Annotated in this window: 25 protein-coding genes and 1 other RNA gene; 14 read left to right on the forward strand and 12 right to left on the reverse strand. The window is 63.7% G+C overall.

The genetic code is table 11. From position 1 onward, the window contains the following. Nucleotides 1–39: 39 nt before the first annotated feature. The 5 genes from ACODSO_RS20630 to ACODSO_RS20650 all read right to left on the reverse strand — a co-directional run bounded on the left by ACODSO_RS20630 (nt 40) and on the right by ACODSO_RS20650 (nt 6,900). Nucleotides 40–639 (reverse strand): superoxide dismutase, encoded by a 600-nt coding sequence (locus tag ACODSO_RS20630; RefSeq protein WP_489038581.1) that lies wholly within the window; start codon nt 637–639, stop codon nt 40–42. Nucleotides 640–726: 87 nt separating this feature from the next. Beyond that, the gene (locus ACODSO_RS20635) at nt 727–2,478 is read right to left on the reverse strand and encodes a nitrilase-related carbon-nitrogen hydrolase (RefSeq protein ID WP_489038582.1); all 1,752 of its coding nucleotides are present in this window, start codon (nt 2,476–2,478) and stop codon (nt 727–729) included. Between the two features lie 14 nt (nt 2,479–2,492). Then, nucleotides 2,493–3,935, reverse strand: coding sequence for a purine-cytosine permease family protein (locus tag ACODSO_RS20640; protein ID WP_068374793.1), 1,443 nt, complete (start codon nt 3,933–3,935; stop codon nt 2,493–2,495). Nucleotides 3,936–4,223: 288 nt separating this feature from the next. Next, nucleotides 4,224–5,381 carry an iron-containing alcohol dehydrogenase gene (locus tag ACODSO_RS20645; RefSeq protein ID WP_068374792.1) on the reverse strand — a complete coding sequence of 386 codons (1,158 nt, stop codon included), beginning with the start codon at nt 5,379–5,381 and terminating at the stop codon, nt 4,224–4,226. Nucleotides 5,382–5,409: 28 nt separating this feature from the next. Continuing rightward, complete coding sequence (locus ACODSO_RS20650) at nt 5,410–6,900, reverse strand: CoA-acylating methylmalonate-semialdehyde dehydrogenase (RefSeq protein WP_489038583.1); 1,491 nt, start codon at nt 6,898–6,900, stop codon at nt 5,410–5,412. 115 nt (nt 6,901–7,015) lie between these two features. Here ACODSO_RS20650 and ACODSO_RS20655 point away from each other — a divergent pair, with 115 nt between their 5' ends. Continuing rightward, nucleotides 7,016–7,909 carry a LysR family transcriptional regulator gene (locus tag ACODSO_RS20655; protein ID WP_489038584.1) on the forward strand — a complete coding sequence of 298 codons (894 nt, stop codon included), beginning with the start codon at nt 7,016–7,018 and terminating at the stop codon, nt 7,907–7,909. Here the strand turns inward: ACODSO_RS20655 and ACODSO_RS20660 are convergent. Next, nucleotides 7,903–8,358, reverse strand: coding sequence for a MarR family winged helix-turn-helix transcriptional regulator (locus tag ACODSO_RS20660; RefSeq protein WP_489038585.1), 456 nt, complete (start codon nt 8,356–8,358; stop codon nt 7,903–7,905). The two genes, ACODSO_RS20655 and ACODSO_RS20660, sit on opposite strands and share 7 nt — an antisense overlap. A 116-nt stretch (nt 8,359–8,474) precedes the next feature. Here ACODSO_RS20660 and ACODSO_RS20665 point away from each other — a divergent pair, with 116 nt between their 5' ends. The 5 genes from ACODSO_RS20665 (at nt 8,475) to ACODSO_RS20685 (ending at nt 11,622) form a co-directional block, all read left to right on the forward strand. Further along, nucleotides 8,475–9,575, forward strand: coding sequence for a substrate-binding domain-containing protein (locus ACODSO_RS20665; RefSeq protein WP_489038586.1), 1,101 nt, complete (start codon nt 8,475–8,477; stop codon nt 9,573–9,575). Between the two features lie 25 nt (nt 9,576–9,600). After that, nucleotides 9,601–9,804 carry a hypothetical protein gene (locus ACODSO_RS20670; protein WP_489038587.1) on the forward strand — a complete coding sequence of 68 codons (204 nt, stop codon included), beginning with the start codon at nt 9,601–9,603 and terminating at the stop codon, nt 9,802–9,804. Beyond that, the gene (locus ACODSO_RS20675) at nt 9,783–10,277 is read left to right on the forward strand and encodes a GAP family protein (RefSeq protein ID WP_489038588.1); all 495 of its coding nucleotides are present in this window, start codon (nt 9,783–9,785) and stop codon (nt 10,275–10,277) included. The genes ACODSO_RS20670 and ACODSO_RS20675 overlap by 22 nt, the downstream gene beginning before the upstream one ends. Nucleotides 10,278–10,303: 26 nt before the next feature. Beyond that, nucleotides 10,304–10,552 (forward strand): hypothetical protein, encoded by a 249-nt coding sequence (locus ACODSO_RS20680; protein ID WP_068381145.1) that lies wholly within the window; start codon nt 10,304–10,306, stop codon nt 10,550–10,552. A 146-nt stretch (nt 10,553–10,698) separates the two neighbouring features. Then, nucleotides 10,699–11,622 (forward strand): YdcF family protein, encoded by a 924-nt coding sequence (locus ACODSO_RS20685; protein WP_489038590.1) that lies wholly within the window; start codon nt 10,699–10,701, stop codon nt 11,620–11,622. Between the two features lie 2 nt (nt 11,623–11,624). Here ACODSO_RS20685 and ACODSO_RS20690 read toward each other — a convergent pair whose 3' ends face one another. Then, nucleotides 11,625–12,188, reverse strand: a complete 564-nt coding sequence (locus ACODSO_RS20690; protein ID WP_489038591.1) for a permease — start codon at nt 12,186–12,188, stop codon at nt 11,625–11,627. A gap of 47 nt (nt 12,189–12,235) precedes the next feature. Between ACODSO_RS20690 and ACODSO_RS20695 the strand changes: the two genes are divergently transcribed. Together ACODSO_RS20695 and ACODSO_RS20700 are read left to right on the forward strand one after the other, a co-directional pair. Then, nucleotides 12,236–12,460: a hypothetical protein gene (locus ACODSO_RS20695; RefSeq protein ID WP_489038592.1), complete on the forward strand. Its 225-nt coding sequence runs from the start codon at nt 12,236–12,238 to the stop codon at nt 12,458–12,460. A 53-nt stretch (nt 12,461–12,513) separates the two neighbouring features. Next, on the forward strand, nt 12,514–13,494 hold the full coding sequence (locus tag ACODSO_RS20700) for a cobalamin biosynthesis protein (RefSeq protein ID WP_489038593.1): 981 nt from the start codon (nt 12,514–12,516) through the stop codon (nt 13,492–13,494). Here the strand turns inward: ACODSO_RS20700 and ACODSO_RS20705 are convergent. Genes ACODSO_RS20705 through ACODSO_RS20715 form a run of 3 tightly spaced genes read right to left on the reverse strand, consistent with a single transcriptional unit; the run spans nt 13,438 to nt 15,614 of the window. Continuing rightward, nucleotides 13,438–14,376 (reverse strand): SURF1 family cytochrome oxidase biogenesis protein, encoded by a 939-nt coding sequence (locus ACODSO_RS20705; RefSeq protein WP_489038594.1) that lies wholly within the window; start codon nt 14,374–14,376, stop codon nt 13,438–13,440. The genes ACODSO_RS20700 and ACODSO_RS20705 overlap by 57 nt on opposite strands. A 33-nt stretch (nt 14,377–14,409) precedes the next feature. After that, a complete protein-coding gene (locus ACODSO_RS20710; protein WP_489038595.1) occupies nt 14,410–14,910 on the reverse strand; it encodes a low molecular weight protein-tyrosine-phosphatase in 501 nt (166 codons plus the stop codon). Further along, on the reverse strand, nt 14,907–15,614 hold the full coding sequence (locus tag ACODSO_RS20715) for an HAD-IA family hydrolase (protein ID WP_489038596.1): 708 nt from the start codon (nt 15,612–15,614) through the stop codon (nt 14,907–14,909). Before ACODSO_RS20715 ends, ACODSO_RS20710 begins: the two co-directional genes overlap by 4 nt. A 71-nt stretch (nt 15,615–15,685) precedes the next feature. On the opposite strand from ACODSO_RS20715, the gene cobC reads away from it, so the two are divergent. Genes cobC through ACODSO_RS20735 form a run of 4 tightly spaced genes read left to right on the forward strand, consistent with a single transcriptional unit; the run spans nt 15,686 to nt 19,733 of the window. Further along, nucleotides 15,686–16,699 (forward strand): Rv2231c family histidinol phosphate aminotransferase CobC, encoded by a 1,014-nt coding sequence (gene cobC, locus ACODSO_RS20720; protein WP_489038597.1) that lies wholly within the window; start codon nt 15,686–15,688, stop codon nt 16,697–16,699. A gap of 6 nt (nt 16,700–16,705) precedes the next feature. Then, nucleotides 16,706–17,845 carry a Nif3-like dinuclear metal center hexameric protein gene (locus ACODSO_RS20725; protein WP_489038620.1) on the forward strand — a complete coding sequence of 380 codons (1,140 nt, stop codon included), beginning with the start codon at nt 16,706–16,708 and terminating at the stop codon, nt 17,843–17,845. 50 nt (nt 17,846–17,895) lie between these two features. Then, nucleotides 17,896–18,633, forward strand: coding sequence for a zinc ribbon domain-containing protein (locus tag ACODSO_RS20730; RefSeq protein ID WP_489038598.1), 738 nt, complete (start codon nt 17,896–17,898; stop codon nt 18,631–18,633). Continuing rightward, entirely contained in the window at nt 18,630–19,733 is a 1,104-nt protein-coding gene (locus tag ACODSO_RS20735) for a bifunctional RNase H/acid phosphatase (RefSeq protein WP_489038599.1), read from the forward strand. Before ACODSO_RS20730 ends, ACODSO_RS20735 begins: the two co-directional genes overlap by 4 nt. On the opposite strand, the gene ACODSO_RS20740 is transcribed toward ACODSO_RS20735, so the two are convergent. Both ACODSO_RS20740 and ACODSO_RS20745 read right to left on the reverse strand, forming a co-directional pair. Continuing rightward, the gene (locus tag ACODSO_RS20740; RefSeq protein WP_489038600.1) at nt 19,716–20,984 is read right to left on the reverse strand and encodes an ArsB/NhaD family transporter; all 1,269 of its coding nucleotides are present in this window, start codon (nt 20,982–20,984) and stop codon (nt 19,716–19,718) included. The two genes, ACODSO_RS20735 and ACODSO_RS20740, sit on opposite strands and share 18 nt — an antisense overlap. Then, the gene (locus ACODSO_RS20745) at nt 20,981–21,502 is read right to left on the reverse strand and encodes a DUF1697 domain-containing protein (RefSeq protein WP_489038601.1); all 522 of its coding nucleotides are present in this window, start codon (nt 21,500–21,502) and stop codon (nt 20,981–20,983) included. Before ACODSO_RS20745 ends, ACODSO_RS20740 begins: the two co-directional genes overlap by 4 nt. 51 nt (nt 21,503–21,553) lie before the next feature. Between ACODSO_RS20745 and rnpB the strand changes: the two genes are divergently transcribed. Both rnpB and ACODSO_RS20755 read left to right on the forward strand, forming a co-directional pair. Then, an RNA gene (rnpB, locus tag ACODSO_RS20750) (RNase P RNA component class A) lies at nt 21,554–22,000 on the forward strand. A 161-nt stretch (nt 22,001–22,161) separates the two neighbouring features. Beyond that, complete coding sequence (locus ACODSO_RS20755; RefSeq protein ID WP_068381097.1) at nt 22,162–22,347, forward strand: hypothetical protein; 186 nt, start codon at nt 22,162–22,164, stop codon at nt 22,345–22,347. The last annotated feature ends 2 nt before the right edge of the window (nt 22,348–22,349 follow it).

Consider the following 22,349-nt stretch of genomic DNA (forward strand, 5'->3'; position numbering starts at 1 on the left):
GGCGCACTCACACAGCCGAGAATAGCCGCGTTCCCCGGCTCAGTTCCAGGGTCCCCTGGATGCGACGTCGGACCAGTCGACGATATTCCAGAACGCAGTGACATAGTCAGCCTTGACGTTCTTGTACTGCAGGTAGAAGGCGTGCTCCCACATGTCCAACATCAACAGTGGGGTGATGCCGAGGGGCACGTTCGCTTGCTGATCGTAGAGCTGGAACGTGAGCAGTCGCTTGCCGAGCTCGTCCCACCCGAGCACAGCCCAGCCCGACCCCTGCAAGCCGTTGGCGGCTGCAGTGAACTGAGCGCGGAAGTTGTCGAACGAGCCGAACTGGTCGTCGATTGCCGACGCGAGTTCGCCGACTGGCTTGTCTCCACCGCTAGGCGAGATGTTCGTCCAGAACTGCGTGTGGTTGAGGTGGCCACCGAGGTGGAACGCAAGATTCTTCTCGTGCAGGAAGATTCGAGAGTGATCTCCGGTCGCACGAGATTCCTCGAGCTGGTCGAGTGCGGCGTTGGCTCCAGCGACGTAGGCCGCATGGTGCTTGGAGTGGTGAAGCTCCATGATCTCACCGCTGATGTACGGCTCCAACGCCGCGTAGTCATAGGCGAGTTCGGGTAGGACGTATCGTTCGGTCGTCATGTTTTCGTCTCCTGTTGCATGTATCTCGTGTACACGACCATCCTGAAACCTCGAGTTCTGTCGAGGTCAAGCCCATCGTGACGACCGTCACCGAACCACGGTGTCCACCTCCGCCGGTGACACCGCGCTCAGTGCTGCATAGTGGTGCGGTAACCGCATTGCTACCAGGTCTTTTCGGCGGACGACGTTGGTGGGGTACACGGTCTCGAGATTGGTGGTATCCACCACGGCCGTCGCGGTACCGAGGCCGTCGGACACTGTGCTCTCGCCGCGAGGGAACGCGAAGGTGTCCGGGCCGAACACGCCGCTTCGCCCGAGGAGCCCCCGGTCGACGTCGTAGGCATTGGCGAACGCGAACCACACGTTGTTCTCGCCGCCTCGCACCCTCATGTGGTGCCAGTGGAGTGGGTCGGCGCCGGTGAGGATGTCCCCCGGATGCGGGATCGACGTCCCGGGGTTGGCTCCGATTGGCGCGACCATCGCTGCCGGGCACACGATGAGATCGCAACCTCGAAGCGCGAGAACACGTCCGGCCTCCGGAAACAGCACGTCGTTGCCGATCAGAATCCCGACGCGACCGACCTCGAGATCGAGAACGGTCCATTCGCTTCCGGGGGTGAAGTACTCGGCGTCGGCTGGTGCGACGTGCGTCTGGCGGTACGTGCCCAGTACCCCAGCCGGTCCGACGACCACGGCCGTGTTGTAGATGTGGTCACCGTCGACCTCGGCGATGCCGACGACAACTGTCGTCGACGTTCGCGCTGCTGTTGCCGCGACATGCGCGATGGACTGCCCGTCGACGGTCTCGGCGCAGCTCGACGGGTGTCGTGTGCTCGACACCGGCCCGGTGACAGACAGTTCCGGAAAGACGAGCACCGTTCCGGGGCTCGCAGCCGACATGACTTCGTCGATGGCTGCAAGGTTCGCCTGGACCGACCCGGTCGGTGTCGACTGCACGACGGTGACTTCGGTGCGTGTTCCAGTCGGCAACGGCTGATGGCCGTACAGGGAGAAGAAGTCGAGAGGATTCCACAAGAAGGTGTTCGACTGCAGTTCTCGATACAGCTCGGGTCGACGTTCGCCTGCCGGGTGAGGACGTCGGGATCGAGCCGGGTCGATGGTCGCGTAGACGATTCCGTTGCCGCTGTCGAGTGAGGCGGCGATCGTGCCGTCGGGTTCGATGATGCAGGTTCCTCCGCTGAACTGCACCGTGCGCTCGAGGCCCCAGCGGTTGCTTTCCATGACGTAGCAATCGTTCTCGAATGCGCGACTGATCCAGTACGGTGCCGGTGTTCGCTCGGCAAGCCAATTGCTGATGTGGCAGATGACGTCGGCGCCGTCGAGGGCGACCAAACGGGCTGTCTCCACGAAGTGGATATCCATGCAGATCAGCAGTGCGATCCTGCCGATCTCGGTGTCGTGAACCGCATGACCGAGGTTGCCCGGGGCTGCCCACTTGGGTTCTGCGATGTACGAGTGGGTCTTTCGGTGAGTTCCGACGATTCCGTCGGGCCCGATCAGCACCGCGCTGTTGTAGAAGAGGCCTGTCTGCGGATCGATCTCCGGCATTCCGATGACGAGGTAGCAGCCGTGCTCGCGCGTCACTTCCGCGAACGTATCGGTGGTGGGACCAGGGATGGTTTCGACGACCGATGCGGCTTCGTCGTAGTCGTACAGGCAGTATCCGGTGGTCGCCATCTCGGGGGTGGTGATGAGCTTGGCGCCGAACGTCGCGGCTTCGGTGACCAGGGTCAGCAACGTCGACACGTTGCCGGACTTGTCGAAGAGTGTCGGCTCGAATTGGATTGCGGCGCTGAGGTAGGGAGCGGGCGAAGTCACGATGAAGTGTCCTTTCAGTGCGTCGACGTTGCGTCGGGTTGCGCGACCGATGAGGGCGCGTCGGTTGGCGTGTAGAAGCGCCCTCGTGTCAGCACGGTCAGTGGCACGTAGATGATCGGCCCGATGAACATTGCAATGAACGACGCGTAGTACGACGGGTAGACCCCGAACACCCCGACGGCGCCGACTGCGATGCCGATCAGCATCGCGCTGATACCGCAGGGGTTCCAGTTGCGGACCCAGCCGTCCCGGAACTCGATGTTGCTGGACGGGGCGAGACCGAGCCACTTACGGCAGATGAAGTAGTCCGCGAGAAGAATGAAGATCCAGGTGTTGGTCATGATGCCGGTGACTGCGAGGAACTTGTCTGTGTATTGCAGGATGTTGATGGGGTAGAAGGCAACTCCGACGACGAGGAGTGCGACCATCCACCACTGTCGGCCGAGCTTCCTTGGAGACAGCACGTCCCATGCATTGGACAGGGCCAGTGACCCTGAATAGAGATTCATGACGTTGATCCGTACCTGTGTGACGATCGCGAAGATGACGCCGAGCAGACCCATCACGATCGCGAAGTAGAGACCCGGATCCGTCGCGGACAGTTCCGGCGTTGCAGTGCCGTCGAAGTGTCGGAGCATCGTGAATCCGAGGAAGACGCCGAGCACCATCACGACGACGATCATCAGCAACTCGGCCAGCATCAGGCTTGCTGTGCCGCGGTAGGTGACGTCCTTCTTCACGAACCGTCCGTAGTCGGTTGCTATGAGTGCCTGAAATACGACCTGGCCGTTGGCCAAACTCAATGCCTGCCACATCGCCGTCGAGGAGAAGCCATCGGTGGCGACCCATTCGCCGGGCCCGACGAGTACGTAGCCGCTCGCCAACATGTACATCCCGATCGCGAAGAGAATCAGGAAGATCGGCATTCCGAACCGCTGCAGAACGTTCATCGAGTGCATTCCGCGCCACGAGAAGTACAGTGCGACCAGAGCGACGATCGCGAAAACGATGGTGGCCCAGAACGAGTCGATGTCGATGCCCGCGAATTCGCTCAGTCCGTGGGAGACGATGCTTCCCTCGAAGATGAAGTAGAAGACGTAGTTGACCGCGTAGACCAGCGAGGCAACTGCCGACCCCTTCGTTCCGAAGCCGAGACCGCGGGTGAGGAGGGGGAGCGACAAGCCCTCCTGGCTCGCGATTCGCATGATGAGGCTACCGACGAGAGTGGCGCCGACAACCATGTATGCGATGGGTATCAAGAACATCGGCCATCCGACGAGAAAGCCGATCTGGCCTCCGAGCGAGAACCAGAACATGGCCGTGACGTTCCCGGTGAGCACCAGCAGAATTGCGGGCCGGGGCCAGCGCTGAGTTGCCGGGACCCTCGATGTTGCGTAGCTCTCGATCTGATCGTCGAGGCTCGTGGCCGGTCCTTCGAAGTATTTCTTCATGTTCATGTCGGTTGTCCAGTTCGTTAGATCGACGCCTGAGTATGCGCGGGCTGACCGGCAGATGCGGTGGGAGGTGTCGAGGGAGTTGCCGAGGGGCACGTGCGCCCGGCGCGAGTGGGCACCGCGGACGTGCACTGAACAAGAGAATACTTCCTGTAGACACTATTTTTCTAGGAACTATGTAAATAGTGTGTGACGCCGTTGGATTCGATTGCAGCGGGAGACAACGACCGATGGCCTCGCACCCCAGTGGGGTGCGAGGCCATCAGACGTCGACTTTCAGTACGCCGCTGTTCAGTACACCGTGCGGTACAGCTCCGCGATCTCCTCGGCCGTGGGTACCACCGGGTTGTTCGACGGCGATCCTGACGCCAGGGCCTGCTCGGCCATCAGCGGAATCAGTTCGTCCCAGCGTGCCCGGTCGATGCCGTAGGTACCCGGCCTCGGTACCTCGACGTCGGCGCACAGCGTGTCGATGAACTCGATCAACTTCTTCGATGCGCTGTCGTCGGAATCTGTCCGCTCGGCGGCGCCCAGTTGTCGTGCACAATCGGCGTAGCGGTCTTGCGCCCCCGAGATCGAGAACGAGGTGATCGCGGGCAGCAACATTGCATTGGAAAGTCCGTGTGCCACATGAAAATGTGCGCCTATCGGCCGACTCATTCCATGCACGAGACACACGCTTGCATTGGAGAACGCCATGCCGGCTTGAGTCGAGGCGTGCATCATGTGCTCACGCGCTTCGCGATCCGAGCCGTCTCGGTATGCACGCAGAAGGTACTTACCGATCGTCCTCATCGCCGACAGTGCAAGTCCATCGGAAATGGGGTTGGCCTTCTTGCTGACGTACGCCTCGATGGCGTGCGTCAACGCGTCGACTCCGGTGTCTGCCGTCAGTCTCGGCGGCATGGACATCGTGAGTTCCGAGTCGACGATAGATGCGATCGGCAAGAACGACAGACCGGGGCACAGCATCTTCTCATCGGACTCGACGTCTGTGATGATCGTGAACTGAGTTGCCTCGGAGCCACTTCCGGCTGTGGTTGGGATGGCGATGATGGGAAGCGCGGGTCCCGCGTAGAGCCGAGGAGCCTTGAAGTCGCGCATGACGCCGCCCTGCGTCGACAACACGGCCAAGGCCTTGGCCGTGTCCATCGGGCTGCCGCCGCCGAATCCGATGATGGCGTCGGCGTCGTGGGCTGCCGCCGCGTCGAGGCCTGCCTGCAGAGAATCCGTCGTCGGATCAGGAACGGTCTCGGCGAACAACGCGGCCTCCTTACCGGTCGCTTCGATGATCTTCAGCAGCCGCTCGGCAGCGCCGGTGCTGACCATGAACGCATCGGTGACGAGAAGGGGTCGTTGGACATCGAGGTCGATCAGGACCGATCCCAGCTCCTCGACGGCGCCCGGGCCGAGCTTGAGGAAACGAGGAAACGAAATATTGGCAACCATTCCTACTCCTTCGTAGGTGAATCGGTGCTCAGCTGTTTTCCGGGAAGCCGAGGTTGATGCCACCGTGGCTGGGGTCGAGCCAGCGGCTGGTGACGGCTTTGCCGCGGGTGAAGAAGTGGACGCCTTCGGTCCCGTGGGCGTGGGTGTCGCCGAAGAGGGAGTTCTTCCAGCCGCCGAAGCTGTAGTACGCCATCGGAACCGGAATCGGGACGTTGATGCCGACCATGCCGACCTCGACTTCGTTCTGGAACCTGCGTGCTGCGCCGCCGTCGTTGGTGAAGATGGCGGTGCCGTTACCGTAGGGGTTGTCGTTGATCAGTTGGAGGGCTTGGTCGTAGGTGTCGACCCGCACGACGGACAGGACAGGTCCGAAGATTTCGTCGGTGTAGATGCTCATGTCGGTGGTGACGTTGTCGATCAGCGTCGGTCCGAGCCAGAAACCATCTGCTTCGCCGTCTGCTGTGACGCCGCGGCCGTCGACGACGATGGTCGCGCCGTCTTTTTCACCGGCGTCGACGTAGGAGGCGACCTTGTCGCGGTGGGCTTTGGTGACCAGTGGTCCCATGTCGGAGCCCGTGGTGCCGTCGCCGGTGACCAGTGGTGTCGTGCGTTCGGCGATCTTGGCGACGAGGGTGTCGGCGATGTCGCCGACGGCGACGAGGGCGGAGATGGCCATGCAGCGTTCGCCTGCGCTACCGAAGCCGGCGTTGACCATTGCGTCGGCGGCGAGGTCGAGGTCGGCGTCGGGTAGGACGATGGCGTGGTTCTTCGCACCGCCGAGGGCCTGCACGCGCTTGCCGTGCGCCGTTCCGGTGGAGTAGACGTATTGCGCGATGGGGGTGGAGCCGACGAAAGAAATGGCCTTGATCTTCTTGTTCTCGAGCAGTTCGTCGACGGCGACTTTGTCGCCTTGCAGGACGTTGAAGACGCCCGGGGGGAGTCCGGCTTCTTCCCATAGTTCGGCGAGCCAGATGCTGGCGGTGGGGTCCTTTTCCGATGGTTTCAGTACGACGGTGTTGCCGGTCGCGATGGCAACGGGGAAGAACCACATGGGGACCATGGCCGGGAAGTTGAAGGGGGAGATGATTCCGACGGGTCCGAGGGGTTGCCGGATGGAGTAGACGTCGATGTTGGTGGAGGCGTTTTCGGTGTAGCCGCCTTTGAGGAGATGAGCTATCCCGCAGGCGAATTCGACGACTTCCTGGCCTCGGCTGATCTCGCCGAGGGCGTCGGAGAGGACTTTGCCGTGTTCGGCGGTGATGATCTCCGCCAGCTCGCCCTTCTTCTTGTTGAGCAGTTCGCGGAAGTTGAAGAGAATCTGAGTGCGCTTGGCGAGCGAGGTGTCGCGCCACATCGGGAACGCCGCTGCGGCGGCGTCGATGACGGCTTTCGCGTCGTCGAGGTTGGCGAGAGCCAACTGTCCGGTCACTTCGCCGGTAGCGGGGTTGGTGACGGGGGAGGTCTTGTCCGATGTCCCTGCAAAGGGCTTGCCGTCGAGCCAGTGTGCAATCGAGGTCACAGTTGTCTTCCTTCGCTCGTGAATGTGATCCCAGTCTCGATGGCATCGGTGCGCATGTCAAAGGCCAAAGACGCACCACGTCGTGCAAAAATGCACGGCTTGCTATCGTCGACACATGTTCACTGCCGACCACCTGCGGTTCTTCCTCGAGGTTTCTCGTCATGGCCGACTCATCGAGGCCTCCCGCGCCCTGGGAGTCGACCACACGACGGTGGGTCGGCGGATCACGAGCCTAGAGAAGGCGGCGGGCAGGCGACTGTTCGATCGCACCCCGGCAGGGTGGAGATTGACCGAGGCGGGACACCGGCTCGTCGGCTACGCGGAAACCGTCGAGTCCACTCTGGTGGCAGCGTTCGAGGATCAGACGTCCAGTGTCGGATCCCTCACCGGATCGGTACGAATCGCCGCGCCCGACGGATTCGGTGCGTTCGTGTTGACGCCGAACCTGACGACGCTGCGTCATGCTCACCCGGATCTGAACGTCGAGCTCGTGACCGCAACCGAACACAAGACGATCGACACCAGAGAATTCGACATTGCGGTGACGTTGGAAGAGCCGTCACCGAGATTCGTGGCCTTTCGCAGACTTGCGACCTACTCGCTGCACCTGTACGCGACACGGGAGTATCTCGAATCTTCTCCGGCGGTCACGAAAATGGACGACCTACGTAACCACACGCTGATCTGGTATGTCGGCGCACTTCTCGATGTGGCTCCACTCCGGATCTTCGATTCGATTCTCGCCGACGGTCGCGCGCAGATCCAGACGAACAACATCACCGGGCATTGGCTCGCAGCGCGTAGCGGCCTGGGTATCGCACCGCTGCCGAGTTACATCGGCGAGCCCGACGATACGCTGGTTCGCGTTGTAGCAGAACACTTCTCGATCGAACGGACCTACTGGATCGCGGTACCGCGCGAACTCACCGGACTGGCGCGGGTCAAAGCTGTCGACGAGTTGCTGAGCAACGTCGTGGCCGAACACCCTCATCTGACGTCGGGTCAGTGATCGACGGACGCTGGCGAGGATGTCGCATTGTCCAGAGCCGTGGACAGTACGGTCTCGAATGCTTCGCGAGCGGCATCGGAAGCGAACAGCGCGCGGTGTACGGACTCGACGACGCCGGCTACGTCCTCGAACTTTCGCTGTCCGCGTGCGGTGGTGCGAATGAGAACCTGGCGACGGTCGACGGTGCCGGTACGCCGGTGCACCAGATTGTTCGACACGAGTCGGTTGACGACCTTGGTGAGCGTGGGCGGGGGCAGCAACGCGAACTCTGCGGTGTCCGCCATGGTGTGTCCGTCGCCGTCGGACAGAAAGCTCAGGACCCGCCACTCCTCGAGGTCGAGGCCTTCTGGTTCGAGCGCGAGGCGCATGCGTTCGCTGACAGCCCGCTCGAGAGCGGACAGAAGTCGGTCTGCGCCGCCACCGCGATGCGTGGGTTCCGTCGGCGTCACGCGATCAGACTCCTATCATGAATCGAACTGCAGGCGCTCCGAGGTGCACGGCCTCGGTTCCTGAAAGTGCAGTCTATGCGAGCGCGACGACTGTGGACGGCCGGGACGAGGTGTCGATGACGGAAAATTTGGACACCACACGCTACTTCGACGGCGAGACCTTCACGGTCGGCATCGTCTTTCCGATGTCCGGGCCTTTCGGATTGATCGGGCCGTCGAGCGAGCTGTCCGCTCAACTGGCGCAGGAGGAGCTCAACGCCAGCGCTGGCGTCCTTGGCCGGCACGTCGAACTGCTGCCGATCGATGGTGGCCGCGCACCTGCTGCGGTGGCGGCCGACGTGCGGGCTCTGCTCGATATCGGAGCTGTGGACGCCGTCGCGGGGATGCATACCTCGGCGGTGCGCAGGGCATTGATCCCGATCACTTCCGGACGCATCCCGTACGTGTACACCTCGTTGTACGAAGGCGGCGACCGCTACCCGGGGCTGTTCGTCACCGGCGAGACCCCGTCGGGGCAGTTGATCCCGGCTCTCGAATTCATGGTCCACGAACTCGGCCGGACGAAGTGGGCAGTCGTCGGCAACGACTACGTGTGGCCTCGAAAGAGCGCTGCGATCGTCACCCGGTATCTCGGGTCGATCGGAGCGTCCGTTGCCTTCGCAGCCTTTTCGCCGATCGGCACCTCCGACTACTCGGGGGCCGTCAGCGCACTGGAGAAGTCGGAGTGCGATGCCGTCGTCGTACTCCTGCTCGGAGACGATGCGGCTGCATTCCATCAACATTTCGCCGCAGTCGGTCTCGATCAACGGTGCGCGCGTCTGAGTCCGCTGATGGACGAAAACATGCTGCTCGCCACGGGTTCTGAGAACACCCGCGATCTGTACGTGTCCTCCGGATACTTCGAAACATTGGCGACGAAGGAGAGTCTCGACTTCTCCGGCCGGTTCTCGGCACGATTCGGACCGGACGCACCGATTGTCGGATCGCTCGGTCAATCTTGCTACGAGGGGGTCACTTTCCTCGGGAACCTGGTCAATCGAGCAGGCACAGCCGAGGTTGCGGTCCTGGACTCGGTGTCGCAGAACTTCTCCTACGACGGCGCGCGCGGTCACCTGACGATGGTGGGTGGGCATATCGTTCAACCGATCTATCTCGCCAGAGCGGGTGCCTACGACTTCGACGTCCTGGGGGAGATCACGCCCCACCGACGTGTCTGATCGATCCGTATAGTCTGGCTCCCACATGGTCACGTTGCTGTCGGCGCTCGTCGGGTTTGCAGTCCTCGACTCACTCGATGTGCTGTTGATCGGAATCACCGCGGCGATCGCATACGACGCTCGGCTTCGCCGAACACCCCCGCTGAAGACGGGGCTGGCGTTCATCGGCGGCGTCTTTTTCGCGACCACGTCGTTCGGTCTTCTGCTGTGCTCGGGTTCGACTTCCTGACCGGCATCTTCGACTTCGAGCTCACACCTCCCGTTCGATACTGGGGTGAACTGGTGTTGAGCGTCGTTCTGATCGCATTGGCGCTACTTCCGCAGTCGGATCGTCCGCCGCCCGCATGGACGGCGAAGTTCAGAAGAAGTCCTTCGTTGCTCGCAGTGACCGGGTTCGCGGTCGGAATCGTGCAGGCACCGACTGCTGTTCCCTATCTGGCAGGTCTCGCCATGTTGTCCTCCTACAGTCCGCTTCCGCCGACGTGGCCGGTGATCGTGGTCGCCTATTGCGTGCTCGCCTTGATCCCGCCGCTGGTGGTGCTCGTCATGTCCATGGGTTCCAGCCGCGCCGCCCGGCGTCGCTACCGGCGTGTGGTGCGCGTGTTCACGAAATTCGGTCCGGCCGTGGTTCGGATCGTGTTCGGGATCGTCGGCTGCATGTTGCTGCTCGACGTGATCGTCAACCGCTCGTATCTGTGGTGACCGGACCCGTCGCCTACGGTGGAACCATGACTGTGGAAGATTTCGGTGGCCGTCGCACACTCTCAGCCGAGGAATTGCTCGTCGTGGTGGGGGACTACGCCCTCGTCGACGAGGCCGGGGACCAACGTGGTCTCATCGAGGCGGTGGGGCAGGAAGGGTTGTCGGTTGTCGTGACCGTGGCAGAGGACGCGGGTCCTGTTCATCTGACCTTCGCGCCGGACGCGCAGATCGTGATCGAACCCTACGACGGCGGCAAGGCTCCCGTAGTGCCCTGAGCGCTGATTCCGTTGCCGCGACGCGCTTTTCGGTGTAGCCGAATCACATCGGTGTAACTCTATGCACTTCAGTAACATTAGCCACAGCGGTCACACTCGAGCTAACCTCTAGTCGACCTCTACGTCGTCTGCAGGAAGGACGTGCTGTGCGAATCAGCCTGTCCAGAGAAAACTTCGGTATCTCGATCGCCGCCTCGGCGGTCGTCGTACTCGCATTCGGTGGAGTGGCCACTGCGCAACCGTTACCGCTCCCGATCGACCCGGGCGCACTCATCGAGTCGATTGCCGAACCCGCGACACCTGCCCTGTACAACGCTGCACAGGACAATCTCGTCAAGGGCAACTACGATCTCGGACTCGCCTCGCTCGACGCGTTGACACTCGCCTCGCCGGCGGACGCCAATGTTGTTGCATTGCAAGCTTTCTACCGCAACGCCGCCGAAGACGCGGACGGCACGGACGCGGCACTCACCCGGCTCGCCGAACTCGATCCGTCGCTGCACGACGCCGTCGTGCGCGCGCTGGCCATCATTGCCACCTCGGCCGAGTCGACCGTGGACTTCGCCCCGGTGCTCGACGGTCCGCGCACGGCAATCGTCGCGCTCGGGTTCGGTCTCCACGGGGACGGTTCGATGCAGGACGAGTTGGTCGATCGGCTCGAAAGCGCAGCCGCCGCGGCATCGGCCTCACCTGAATCGCCCGTGGTCGTGACTGGTGGAAATCCGCAGAGCGGCGTTGCCGAGGCAGAGGCGATGCGCGAGTGGCTCGTCGACAACGGTGTTGCCGCCGAGCGCATTCATGTGGAGAACAAGGCCAATTCGACAGTGCAGAACGCGCTGTTCAGCGTGCCGATCGTAGAGTCGATCGGCGCAGACTCCGTCGTCCTCGCGACCTCCGCCAATCACGTTCGTCGCTCGATCTCCAACTTCGCCATCGCAGGCGCAGACGTTGTGGGCGCGGTCGCCGCAGACCCGGCCGATGTCCCGGAAGTTCCTGCGCTGGGCCTGGATTCGCGGCTAGGCTTGACTGTCGACGCCACCAAGGTCATCGGGATTCCGCGTACGTACTGACGTCATACCTGAGGTGCGGGGTTCGCGGCTGCGATCCGCTTCTGTGCACGACGTCTGCGGCTACGGACGACGAAGTAGACGAGTGCCGAGAACAACACGACGGCGATGACGGCGCCGAGTGCGGTCGCTCCACGGAAGCCAGGCGCCTCGGTGTCGAGCGTCCTTTCGCCTGCGTGCGCGGCGTTGTTGCTGCCGAGAACGATCGAGAGTGTCAGCAGGTTCGGCGCAGCGACAGCGACGGCGAGCACGATTGCCACGATCGCCGTGACCTTCCCGCCGCGCTTCTTGCGAACACGCCATGCGGCGGTGAAAAGCAGGAGGGGAACAAGCGTGCACACGGTGCCGAGCACGAGCCCCCAGAAGATGCCCTTGCTGAAGGCCTGATCGGACAGGTTGGCGACCCGAATGCTCCACCACCGGGGCAAGAATGCCGCGAGAATCAGGTACGCGACTATCAGCGCGACCAGTGCGATTGCGCCGATGATTGCCTTGTTCACCCAGCTCGGTCGCCCAGTTGTGGTCGTTGCGGTGGTGTTGCCTGCGTCGAGCGTGCCATCTCCGGTCATGTGGTCGATCCTAACCGCGAATCGACCGGTGACTGTCGACACATGTGATGGCCCCCTCATCTGCATGTTCATTCGTCTACGCCTCGGCGAGAATCAAGATCATCAACGCCCTCGTAGGTGGGCGCACGGCGATCCTGGGGGACACCATGACAATGCTCCTGATGGCAACGGTCGGCTTTCTCGGAATGGCAGCGGCCATGCTTCATTCCGGCCACGACCTCGATTTCGACAACAGGCAGATCTCGGGCGCCTATCGGTCGCGCTGGGCCTGAGGGTCCGGCGACCGGCGGCAGGCGGTTCGACGGTTGTTCGCTACCGTCGGTACATGAACTTCCGCTGGACGCGCTTTCACAGTCGCGCCGCAGGCCTTGTGCTCGGATTCGGTCTGGACCGAATCCTCGGCGACCCTCGGGAGTTTCATCCGGTCGCCGGATTCGGCCGTGTCGCAGCGGCAGTGGAACAGCGAACGTATCGCGACAGCAGGCGGGCGGGCGCTCTGCACACCATCGTTCTCGTAGGAGCGGTGACTACGGTGGGCGCAGCCGCCTCGACCGCCGCTGCCCGTCGCGGTCCAGTCCTCGACACTGTCGTCACGGCGTCCGCAGCCTGGGTTGCACTCGGTGGAACCTCGCTGGCTCGAACGGGATCTCAGATGGCCGAGCATCTACGCAATCGGGAGATCGAGGCCGCGCGCACGCTTCTACCGTCTTTGTGCGGCCGCGATCCGAGCGTGCTCGACATCGACGGTTTGTCTCGGGCATCGCTCGAATCGATCGCGGAGAACACGTCGGATGCCTCCGTCGGCGTCGTGTTCTGGGGGGCGATGGCCGGGGTGCCCGGGATCCTGGGATACCGGGCAGTCAACACTCTCGACGCGATGATCGGCTATCGCTCTCCGAGATATCGGCGTTTCGGCTGGTTCGCTGCTCGGCTCGACGACGCGGTCAACCTCGCCCCGGCCCGGCTGACTGGAGCTGTCACCGCGGCGGTGTCACCCGCCGTCGGCGGGCGTCCGAGTCAGTCGCTACGTGCCTGGCGTCTCGACGCGTCCCGGCATCCGAGTCCGAATGCCGGCGTCGCCGAGGCCACGGCCGCCGGCGCACTCGGAGTCAGCCTCGGTGGCAGAACTCAATACGCTCATGGCGTCGAAATCCGTCCCACCCTGGGGGCTGGTCGGGCACCGACACCGGATGACCTCGATCGAGCCGCGACGTTGTCGGTTCTGGTGCAGGTTGCGGCGACAGCAGTGTCAGCGATTCTTGCCGTAACGGTCGGCAAGGCGCACGTCCTTGTCCGTGAGCGCTGATCCGGCCTTGGCCTTCGATTTGCGTTCCTTGCGTGTGGGCAACGTGAACTCGGGTTCTTCGATGGCCGAATCGGCGTGTAGCCGTGCGGCAGCGGAAATCGGAGTATCGGAAGTAGCGACCTCGGAATCCAGATCGGCCAAGTCCTGGTTGGTTGCTTTGCGCCGCTCTCGCCATTCCGCCCGCACGAAGTACGCCAATCCGAGCGGAGCCATAATGCCGAACGCGAGCCACTGCAAGCCGTACGACAGGTAGGGCCCGGAGTCGGTCTGGGGGAGTTCGATCAGTCCGAGTCCGCCTGGCTGGCCCTCGTCGAGCTGAAGATAGCCCTGAACGGCGTCCACCCCGACTGCAGTCCCGATCTGATCGGGATTGATGTTGTAGACCTGAATGTGGCCGGCTTCCTCGATGGGCTCCCGCGAGGTGCCCTCGGCCTGACGAATCCGCGCGTCGAGCGTCACCGCAGCCGTTGGTGCCGGCTCGATCGACGGAGGTGCAGTTCCCTGCACCGGCAGCACGTAGCCGCGGTTGACGAGAACCGTCGGGCCGCTGTCGAGCCGAAACGGCGTGATCACCTCGTACGCAGGTTGCTCGCGAATGCTGCGGAGACGGACGAGAACTTCGTTGTCCGTGTCGTACGAGCCTGTTGCCACAACCCGACGCCACTCGTCGCCGTCCGCAAACCCAGGCCCGGACAGCAGCTGTTCGATGGCCACCGGCTCGGCGTTCACCGACTCGTTGATCAGTTCGTTGCGGTGCGACGTCGACGTGTTCTTGCCCAGCTGCCACGGCGCGAGCACCGTGAAGCACAGGTACGCGAACAGCGCGACGACGGCAGCCAACGCGAACCATCCCGGTCGCAGCAGAAATCTGAGCCTTCGCACAACAACTACGGTAGCGGCTGAGCTGAACGAGATCTACGACGCCTCGTCGGAGACGCGCTCCTCGGCCCAACGCACCAGCCCCGGCATGGCTGCCTCGACCTGTTCGCGCACCTCGGCGAAGGCGTCGTCCGAGGAGTAGTACGGATCAGCGACCGATTCGTCGTCGGCGTCGTCATCGAACGATCGCAACAGCGCGATCCGTTCGGCGGGTACGCCCAACTGAAGTAGTTGTCGAGCGTGACCGGTGTCGAGGGCAACCACGAGATCGGCCGTCAGGTGATCCGCGCCGACCTGAGCGGCCTCGTGATCCGACTCGTACCCGTGCACCTCGAGTTCGGCTACTGTCCGCGGGTCGGCACCCTCACCCTCGTGCCAGCCGTCGATGCCTGCGCTCGTCGTCCGTACGGCGGCTCCAAGGCCCGCGTCCTGGAGGTACGCGGCAAAAATCTTCTCGGCCATCGGGGAGCGGCAGATGTTGCCGGTGCACACGAAAGTGACGTGAACCGCGGCGTCGGACCTATTCGGTGTTGTCATGAAGCACCGGTGTTGTCACTGAGCACCTTCGACAGTTCGTCCATGTTCGTCACGGTGAACGCCGCGTCGTCGTTCTCGCCGGCGATGCCGTAGCCCCAGTCGACGTAGATCGCCGGAATACCGAAGCGTGCGGCGCCGTGGACGTCGTGGTCTCGATCACCGACCATCAGGACGCGGTCTGTGCCCCCGACGCCGACCTCCTTCGGGACGACTCCGAGATTGCGAAGCGAGTGGGCGATCACGTCGGGCTTGGCGCGTCGTTCTCCGTCGTTGCTGGCGCCGCCGATGAACTCGAAGTACTGCGACAGCGCGAAATGATCGAGGATGCGGTGCGCGAACCGCTCCGATTTGGAGGTGGCGACGCCCAACCGAACTCCGCGGTTCTTCAACTCCGCCAACACCGGCTCGATCCCGTCGTAGACCGTGTTCTCGGCCCACCCCGTGGTGTCGTATCGCTCGAAATACGCCTGCAGCGCCGCCTGGGCGGTGTCTTCGGACAATCCCATCGATCCCCGGAGCGTGTCGATCAACGGCGGACCGATTACCAACGCCAATTGCTCTTCGGTCGGCGCAGGCGCGCCGACCGAAGCCAACGCGTGGCGGAAGCCGGCGAGGATGCCCGGCGCCGAATCGGTGAGCGTTCCATCCAGGTCGAACAGCACTACCTTGGCGCGTGGGAGTGGCGATGCGTCGAGGTTTGTCATGACAAAACCATATCGCCGACGGTCGGGACTACGCTCATCGGCAACGAAAGGATCCGTTGGAATTGGACTCGATGTCGCTTCTCCGTCATCACGGTGACGCAGATGTAGGCGAAGGACTCGTCGATTTCGCGGTCAACGTGCAAGGTTCTGCACCTCCGGCGTGGCTTCGGAAGAGATTGGCCGACGCGCTTACCTCGCTCGGTGCGTATCCGAGCGCTGCGGCCGAGATGCGCGCGCGTGAAATGGTCGCGCGACGTCACGGGCGAACTCCGGACGAGGTGCTGCTGCTGTCGGGTGGCGCCGAGGGCTTCGCCCTGTTGCCGAAGCTCCACCCTCGATGCGCGGCCGTGATCCATCCGTCGTTCACCGAGCCGGAACTGGCGCTGCGCGAAGCAGGCGTGGCCGTCGAGCAGGTCGTACTGCCTCCGCCATTTCGACTCGACCCGCACCTGGTACCCGCCCGAGCCGACATGGTCGTCGTCGGAAACCCGACCAATCCGACGTCGGTGCTGCACGCGCGCGAGGCAGTTCTCGAGCTGCGTCGGCCAGGTCGCATCGTCGTCGTCGACGAAGCCTTCGCCGACGCGATCCCGGCTGAGACCGAGTCCGTCGCGGCGGAATCGCTCGCCGACGTTCTCGTTCTACGAAGCCTCACCAAGACCTGGGCGCTGGCCGGGCTGCGGTGTGGCTATGCGCTCGGGCACCCGGACGTCCTGGCCCGGCTGACGACAGGGCGCGCACACTGGCCGGTCGGCAGCCTGCAGATCGAGGCCATTCTCGCCTGCAGTGAACCGGAGGCAGTTCGGCTCGCTGCGGAGAAGGCGCAGTCCATCACGACCGACCGGGAGGACATGATTCGACGACTGGAAGGTCTCGGAATCGCAGTTCATACCCCGGCCCGGGCGCCGTTTCTGCTGTTGACGGTGCCCGACGCGGACAGCGTTCGCCTCCGTCTGAGAGCGAAGGGCATCGCTGTGCGCCGTTGTGACACGTTCCCCGGCTTGGCACCGGATCATCTCCGCGTCGCAGTTCGACGCGCCGATCAGGTCGACATACTCGTCGACGCACTCGCCGATGTTCTCTAGGAGCCGATTGTGACAGCCCGTGTGACCCTGGCCGATGTCGTTGCCGTTCTCGATACCGCCTACCCTCCCAGGCTTGCCGAGAGCTGGGACTCGGTGGGCCTGGTCACCGGCGACCCCGCGGACGAGGTGAGCAAGGTCTTGTATGCCGTGGATGCCACCGCAGACGTAGTCGACGAGGCCGTCGCGTGGGGAGCCGACCTTCTCGTCGCGCATCACCCGCTGCTACTCAGGGGTGTCGACTCCGTCGCTGCGAACACTCCGAAAGGTGCTCTGATCCACCGCCTCGTCAAAGCGGGATGCGCGCTGTTCACCGCGCACACCAACGCCGACAGCGCCGACCCCGGAGTGTCCGACGCTTTGGCGGATCTGCTCGGAGTGACCGACACACGCCCCATCGAGCCGATCGATGCTCCGCCGATCGACAAGTGGGTGGTGCTGGTTCCCGGTTCGCACAGCGACGCGGTGAGGGGCGCTCTGTTCGGGGCGGGTGCCGGCGCGATCGGCAACTACAGCAGCTGCAGTTGGAGTGTTCGCGGGGTGGGGCAATTCCAGCCCGAACACGGGGCAGAGCCGGCGATCGGATCGGTCGGGACACTCGAACACGTCGACGAGGATCGGATCGAAGTCGTGGCTCCTGCGTCCGTACGTCTCGCTGTTCTTGCAGCTCTGCGGGGTGCGCATCCTTACGAGGAGCCGGCGTTCGACATCTTCGAGGAGGCGCGGCTGCCGACATCGACCGGACTCGGACGGGTGGGAAGTCTCGAGGCCCCGACGACACTTCGGGACTTCGCCGAACGTGTTCGGGCGGCTCTCCCTCCGACTGTGTGGGGCGTGCGGGCCGCGGGTGACCCCGACTCCGTGGTCTCCACCGTCGCCGTGTGCGGAGGTGCGGGCGATTCGTTCCTGGACGCCGTCGCACGCCTGGGTGCAGACGTGTTCGTCACCTCCGACCTGCGGCATCACCCGGTGGACGAACACCTCAGGGCGGGCGGACCTGCTGTCGTCGACGTCGCGCATTGGGCGTCGGAATGGCCGTGGTGCGAGCAAGCGCGCGGAGTTCTCGATGCCGAGTTCGCAAGTGTGCCGGGCTGGAGCAGCAGGGTCAGTGAACACCGCACCGATCCATGGACCGTCGGGGCCCACTGAGCCGGTAGTGTGGATCGAATCAACTTCCATAGTCGCAGGAGTCATCACGCGTGAATGTCGACCCCCGAGTGCAGGCCTCACTTCTCGAACTGGCCGCAGTGGACACCGAGCTGACGCAGATCGCACACCGTCGCCGCAGTCTTCCCGAGCAGGTCGAATTCGAGAAGCTCGAGGCAGAGCGAATCGCCCGCAAGGACAGCGCCGTCACCGTCCAGATCGCGATGGACGATCTCGACCGTGACATCAAGAAGCTCGAAGGCGAGGTCGACGCCGTCCGGCAACGCGAGGACCGGGACAGGAAGCTTCTCGACAGCGGAACTGTCGCAGCAAAGCAGATGTCCGAGCTGCAGCACGAGCTGTCGAGCCTCGAACGGCGTCAGGGCATCCTCGAAGAGGAACTGCTCGAGGTCATGGAGCGGCGTGAGGCGTCGGAAACCGACTACAACCACGCGGGTGCTCAGCTGACTCAGATCGAAGACGAGCTCGTCGACGCCGGCCGCCGCCGCGACGACGCGGTCGCCGACGTCGATGCCGCCGAGCAGCGTGCGACGGCACGTCGAACCGAATTGGCGGCGACGTTCCCCGAAGATCTGCTCACAATCTACGAAAAGCAGCGCGGGCTCACCGGACGCGGTGCGGCGCTGCTGCAGGCTCGTCGGTGCGGCGCGTGCCGCATCGAACTCGATCGCGGCGAAATCTCTCGTATAGCGGCCAAACCTGCGGACGAGCTCCTGCGGTGCTCCGAATGCAATGCGATTCTCGTGCGCACCAAAGATTCCGGTCTGTGAGTTCACCGCACCGGGTCGTCGTCGAGGCGGACGGCGGTTCCCGCGGCAATCCAGGCCCCGCAGGCTACGGCGCCGTGGTGTTCTCGGCCGATCGGTCGGAGGTGCTCGCCGAGCGTCGTCTCGCACTCGGTGTGGCGACCAACAATGTCGCCGAGTACCGCGGCCTCATTGCAGGTTTGACCGCAGCGGGTGACGTCGGTGCACGTGAGGTCGAGGTCCGGATGGACTCCAAACTCGTCGTCGAACAGATGTCGGGGCGTTGGAAGGTCAAGCACCCGGACATGATCCCGCTCAATCGGGAGGCCGCCGATCTGGTCCGGGGGTTCGACCGCGTCACGTTCCAGTGGATTCCGCGTGCGCAGAACTCGCACGCCGATCGTCTGGCGAACGAGGCGATGGATGCAGCCGCCGACGGTGCCCCGTTGGAACCGCCGCGGGAGGTCGAGAAGAAACCTGCGGCCCCGGGATGGACCGGCGCGGTGGGCGATCCGACGCGGTTGCTGTTGCTTCGTCACGGGCAGACACCCTTGTCTGTGGAACGTCGCTACTCGGGACGAGGCAACCCGCCGTTGACCGAGCTGGGGGAGCAGCAGGCTGCTGCTGCGGCAGCGTATCTGGCCGCGCGAGACGATATTTCGGCGATCGTCGCGTCGCCACTCGGTCGCGCACAGCAGACCGCAGGTGCACTTGCCGGCAAGACCGGCCTCGAGGTGGCGACTCTGGACGAGCTCACCGAGACCGATTTCGGCGATTGGGAAGGGCTCACGTTCTCAGAGGCGATGGACAAGCATCCGGACGTGCATCGACAGTGGCGCGGCGACACGTCGGTGGCGGCGCCCGGCGGCGAGAGCTTCGACACGGTCCGTGAACGCGTGACGATCGCTCGCGACAAGCTCGTCGGGTCGTATGCCGGATCGACCGTCGTCGTGGTCAGCCACGTGACGCCGATCAAGATGCTGCTTCAGCTCGCCTTGGATGTCGGACCGTCGCTGCTCTACCGCCTGCACCTCGATCTGGCCTCGCTGAGCATCGCCGAGTTCTATCCCGACGGCGGCGCGTCGGTTCGACTGGTCAACGACACGTCATATCTGAACGCCTAACGCAACCCACAGCGCCGCAACCGATCCGAGGATCGTCAGCGGGGTGGTGATCAGACCGAGTGCGGTGAACGTACCGATCGAGGCGGGTTCACCGTTCGCGGCACCGACCCTGCGCCACAGCATGATCGCAAGCGATCCGACATAGGTCAGGTTGGGACCGAGGTTCACTCCGATGACCATCGCGAGCAACAGTCCAGGTGGGGCTGACGAGCCGAACGCGGCCAGCAGCATGAGGGTCGCCGGCAAATTGTTGACGACGTTGGATGCGAGGGCGGCAATCGCGGCCGTAGCGAGCAGGCCGGTGAACGATGCCTCGGTGGGCAGTACTCCGCTCAGCCATTCGCCGATCGGCCCCGAGGTCACTCCCTCGACGACGATTCCCAGCAGGAGCACGAATCCGCAGAACTTCAGGTCGGCTGCCCACAGGATTCGCTTGGGCACCGTGAAACCTTGCTTCAGCGCGGGCACGGCCAGCGCGAGCGAGCCGACGGCAGCCACCCAGAACGGTTCGACGCCGAAGAGTCCGGCAACCGCGAAACCGAGCAGTGTCACGCCGAGCACGGCGAGAGGCACAGTGGGAGTGGCCACAGGCTTGTCCGGAGCAAGCTGGTCCGTGGTCGTCGGTTCGGTGCGGACGAGATCTCGTCGGAAGAACAGCCAGAACACCGCGAACTCGATCAGAATCGACACGATCCACGGCAGCGCCATCAATGCCGCGAAGTGAACGAACGTCAAGCCGGTGGCGGCGAAGGCGAGCAGGTTCGTCAGGTTCGACACCGGCAGAAGCGTCGACGCCGAATTGGACAGGTGTGCGGTGGCGTAGCTGTGCGGGCGCGGCGACATACGGAGGGCTCGCGCCGCACCGATCACGGCCGGCGTCAGGAGTACGACTGTCGCATCGAGACTCAGGACTGCAGTGGTGACCGCCGCGGCCGCGAAGACCGACATCAGCAGACGGTGTGGACTTCCCTTCGCCGATCTACCCATTACCGATGCGATCCAGGTGAAGACTCCCAGGGCATCGGCCAGATGTGCCAGCACGAGGATGAACGCCAGGAACACCACCGTCGGGAGGAGTTCGACTACCTGCTCACGGGCATCCGACACGGTGACGAGCCCGAGAAGCACGGCCGCCACAGCCGCCGGTAGCGCGACGACGATCTCGGGGAGGCCTCGGGGCGCAACGATGGCGAATATCAGAACAGCGGCGACCAATGCTGCAGCGATGATCGGTTCCGCAGCACCGCTCACGCGAGCATCTTGACGAGTGTCCGCAGATTCCGGGTCGTGATGGTGGGCTTGTACTTTGCTTTGGCTGTCAACTTGCCGATCGCGCTGTCGGTGGTGCTGCCCCTGACCACCTCCCAATAGACCACGCTTGCGCCCGGAGCCACACGTTCGACCGTCGGATCCAGGGCGGCACCGGCTGCTGTCAATTCCGCGAGGTGGTCGGCATCGTTGCCGAAGATGACGTACGGGTGTCGGCCGTCGTGTTCGGGATCGAACGGATAGCCGTCGACGATGTCGCGCAGCTGCGGAAGGTCGAGCACGATGACCCACGCCTCGTACCCGAAGGCGGCGGCGAGCGTTGCCTCGATGGACCGCTTCAGGGCATGGCCCTTCTCCGGCGAGGAGAGCTGAACGTTGCCGGTGGCGAGAACAGTCCGGACGTTCTCGAAGCCTGCGGCCGTGAGTGCGGCGCGGAGGTCGGTCATCTTGATGTTGATGCCGCCGACGTTGATTCCGCGAAGCAGAACGACGTGATCCATGACGTGAACTGTAGTTCGCGGCTCGGAACCAGTAGAGTTCGATCCTGCGAACGAGTCGGTTGGGCGGCTGCGGCACGGAGAACTGGCGGAGCGATTCCGGCAAGCTCCGAGCCGAGGAAAGTCCGGACTCCACAGAGCAGGGCGGTTGCTAACGGCAACCCGAGGTGACTCGCGGGACAGTGCCACAGAAAACAGACCGCCTGCACCACACTTTTTTCGGAAAGTACAGTGCAGGTCAGGGTGAAACGGTGCGGTAAGAGCGCACCAGCACCCCAGGTGACTGGGGTGGCTAGGTAAACCCCGCCCGGAGCAAGGTCGAAGGCCGGACCTTTTTCGAAAGGTCCGGCTGCGCAGGTGTTCGAGGGCTGCTCGCCCGAGCCTGCGGGTTGACTGCTCGAGGTACCCGGCGACGGTGTGCCCAGATGGATGGTCGTCGTTCCGCGCGCGCTCTCGAGTGTGCGTGGTTCACAGGATCCGGCTTATATGCCGACTCGTTCGCACCCAGGGGAGTGGAGCCTGCGGAATGACCAGTGCGTGAATGGGGAGTCGAGCCTGCGGAATGACCAGTGGTGTTGTGAATGGGGAGTGGAGTCCCCCCAATGATCAGTGGTGCCGTGAATGGCCGGTCTCGGTGAGCGTTTTCGGGCAGACTGGGATGCATGAGCACAGACGACGAAGCCTGGTACTACGACGTACGGAGCAAGACGGTCTCACAGGGTAAGGAATCGGGTGCACTCGATCGCATGGGCCCGTACCCGGATCGTGCGACCGCCGAGCGTGCGATTCAGATTGCAGCCGAGCGGAACAAGGCAGCCGACAAAGCCGACGACGACTGGAACAACTGACG

The organism is Rhodococcus sp. FG69 (genome assembly GCF_057808915.1).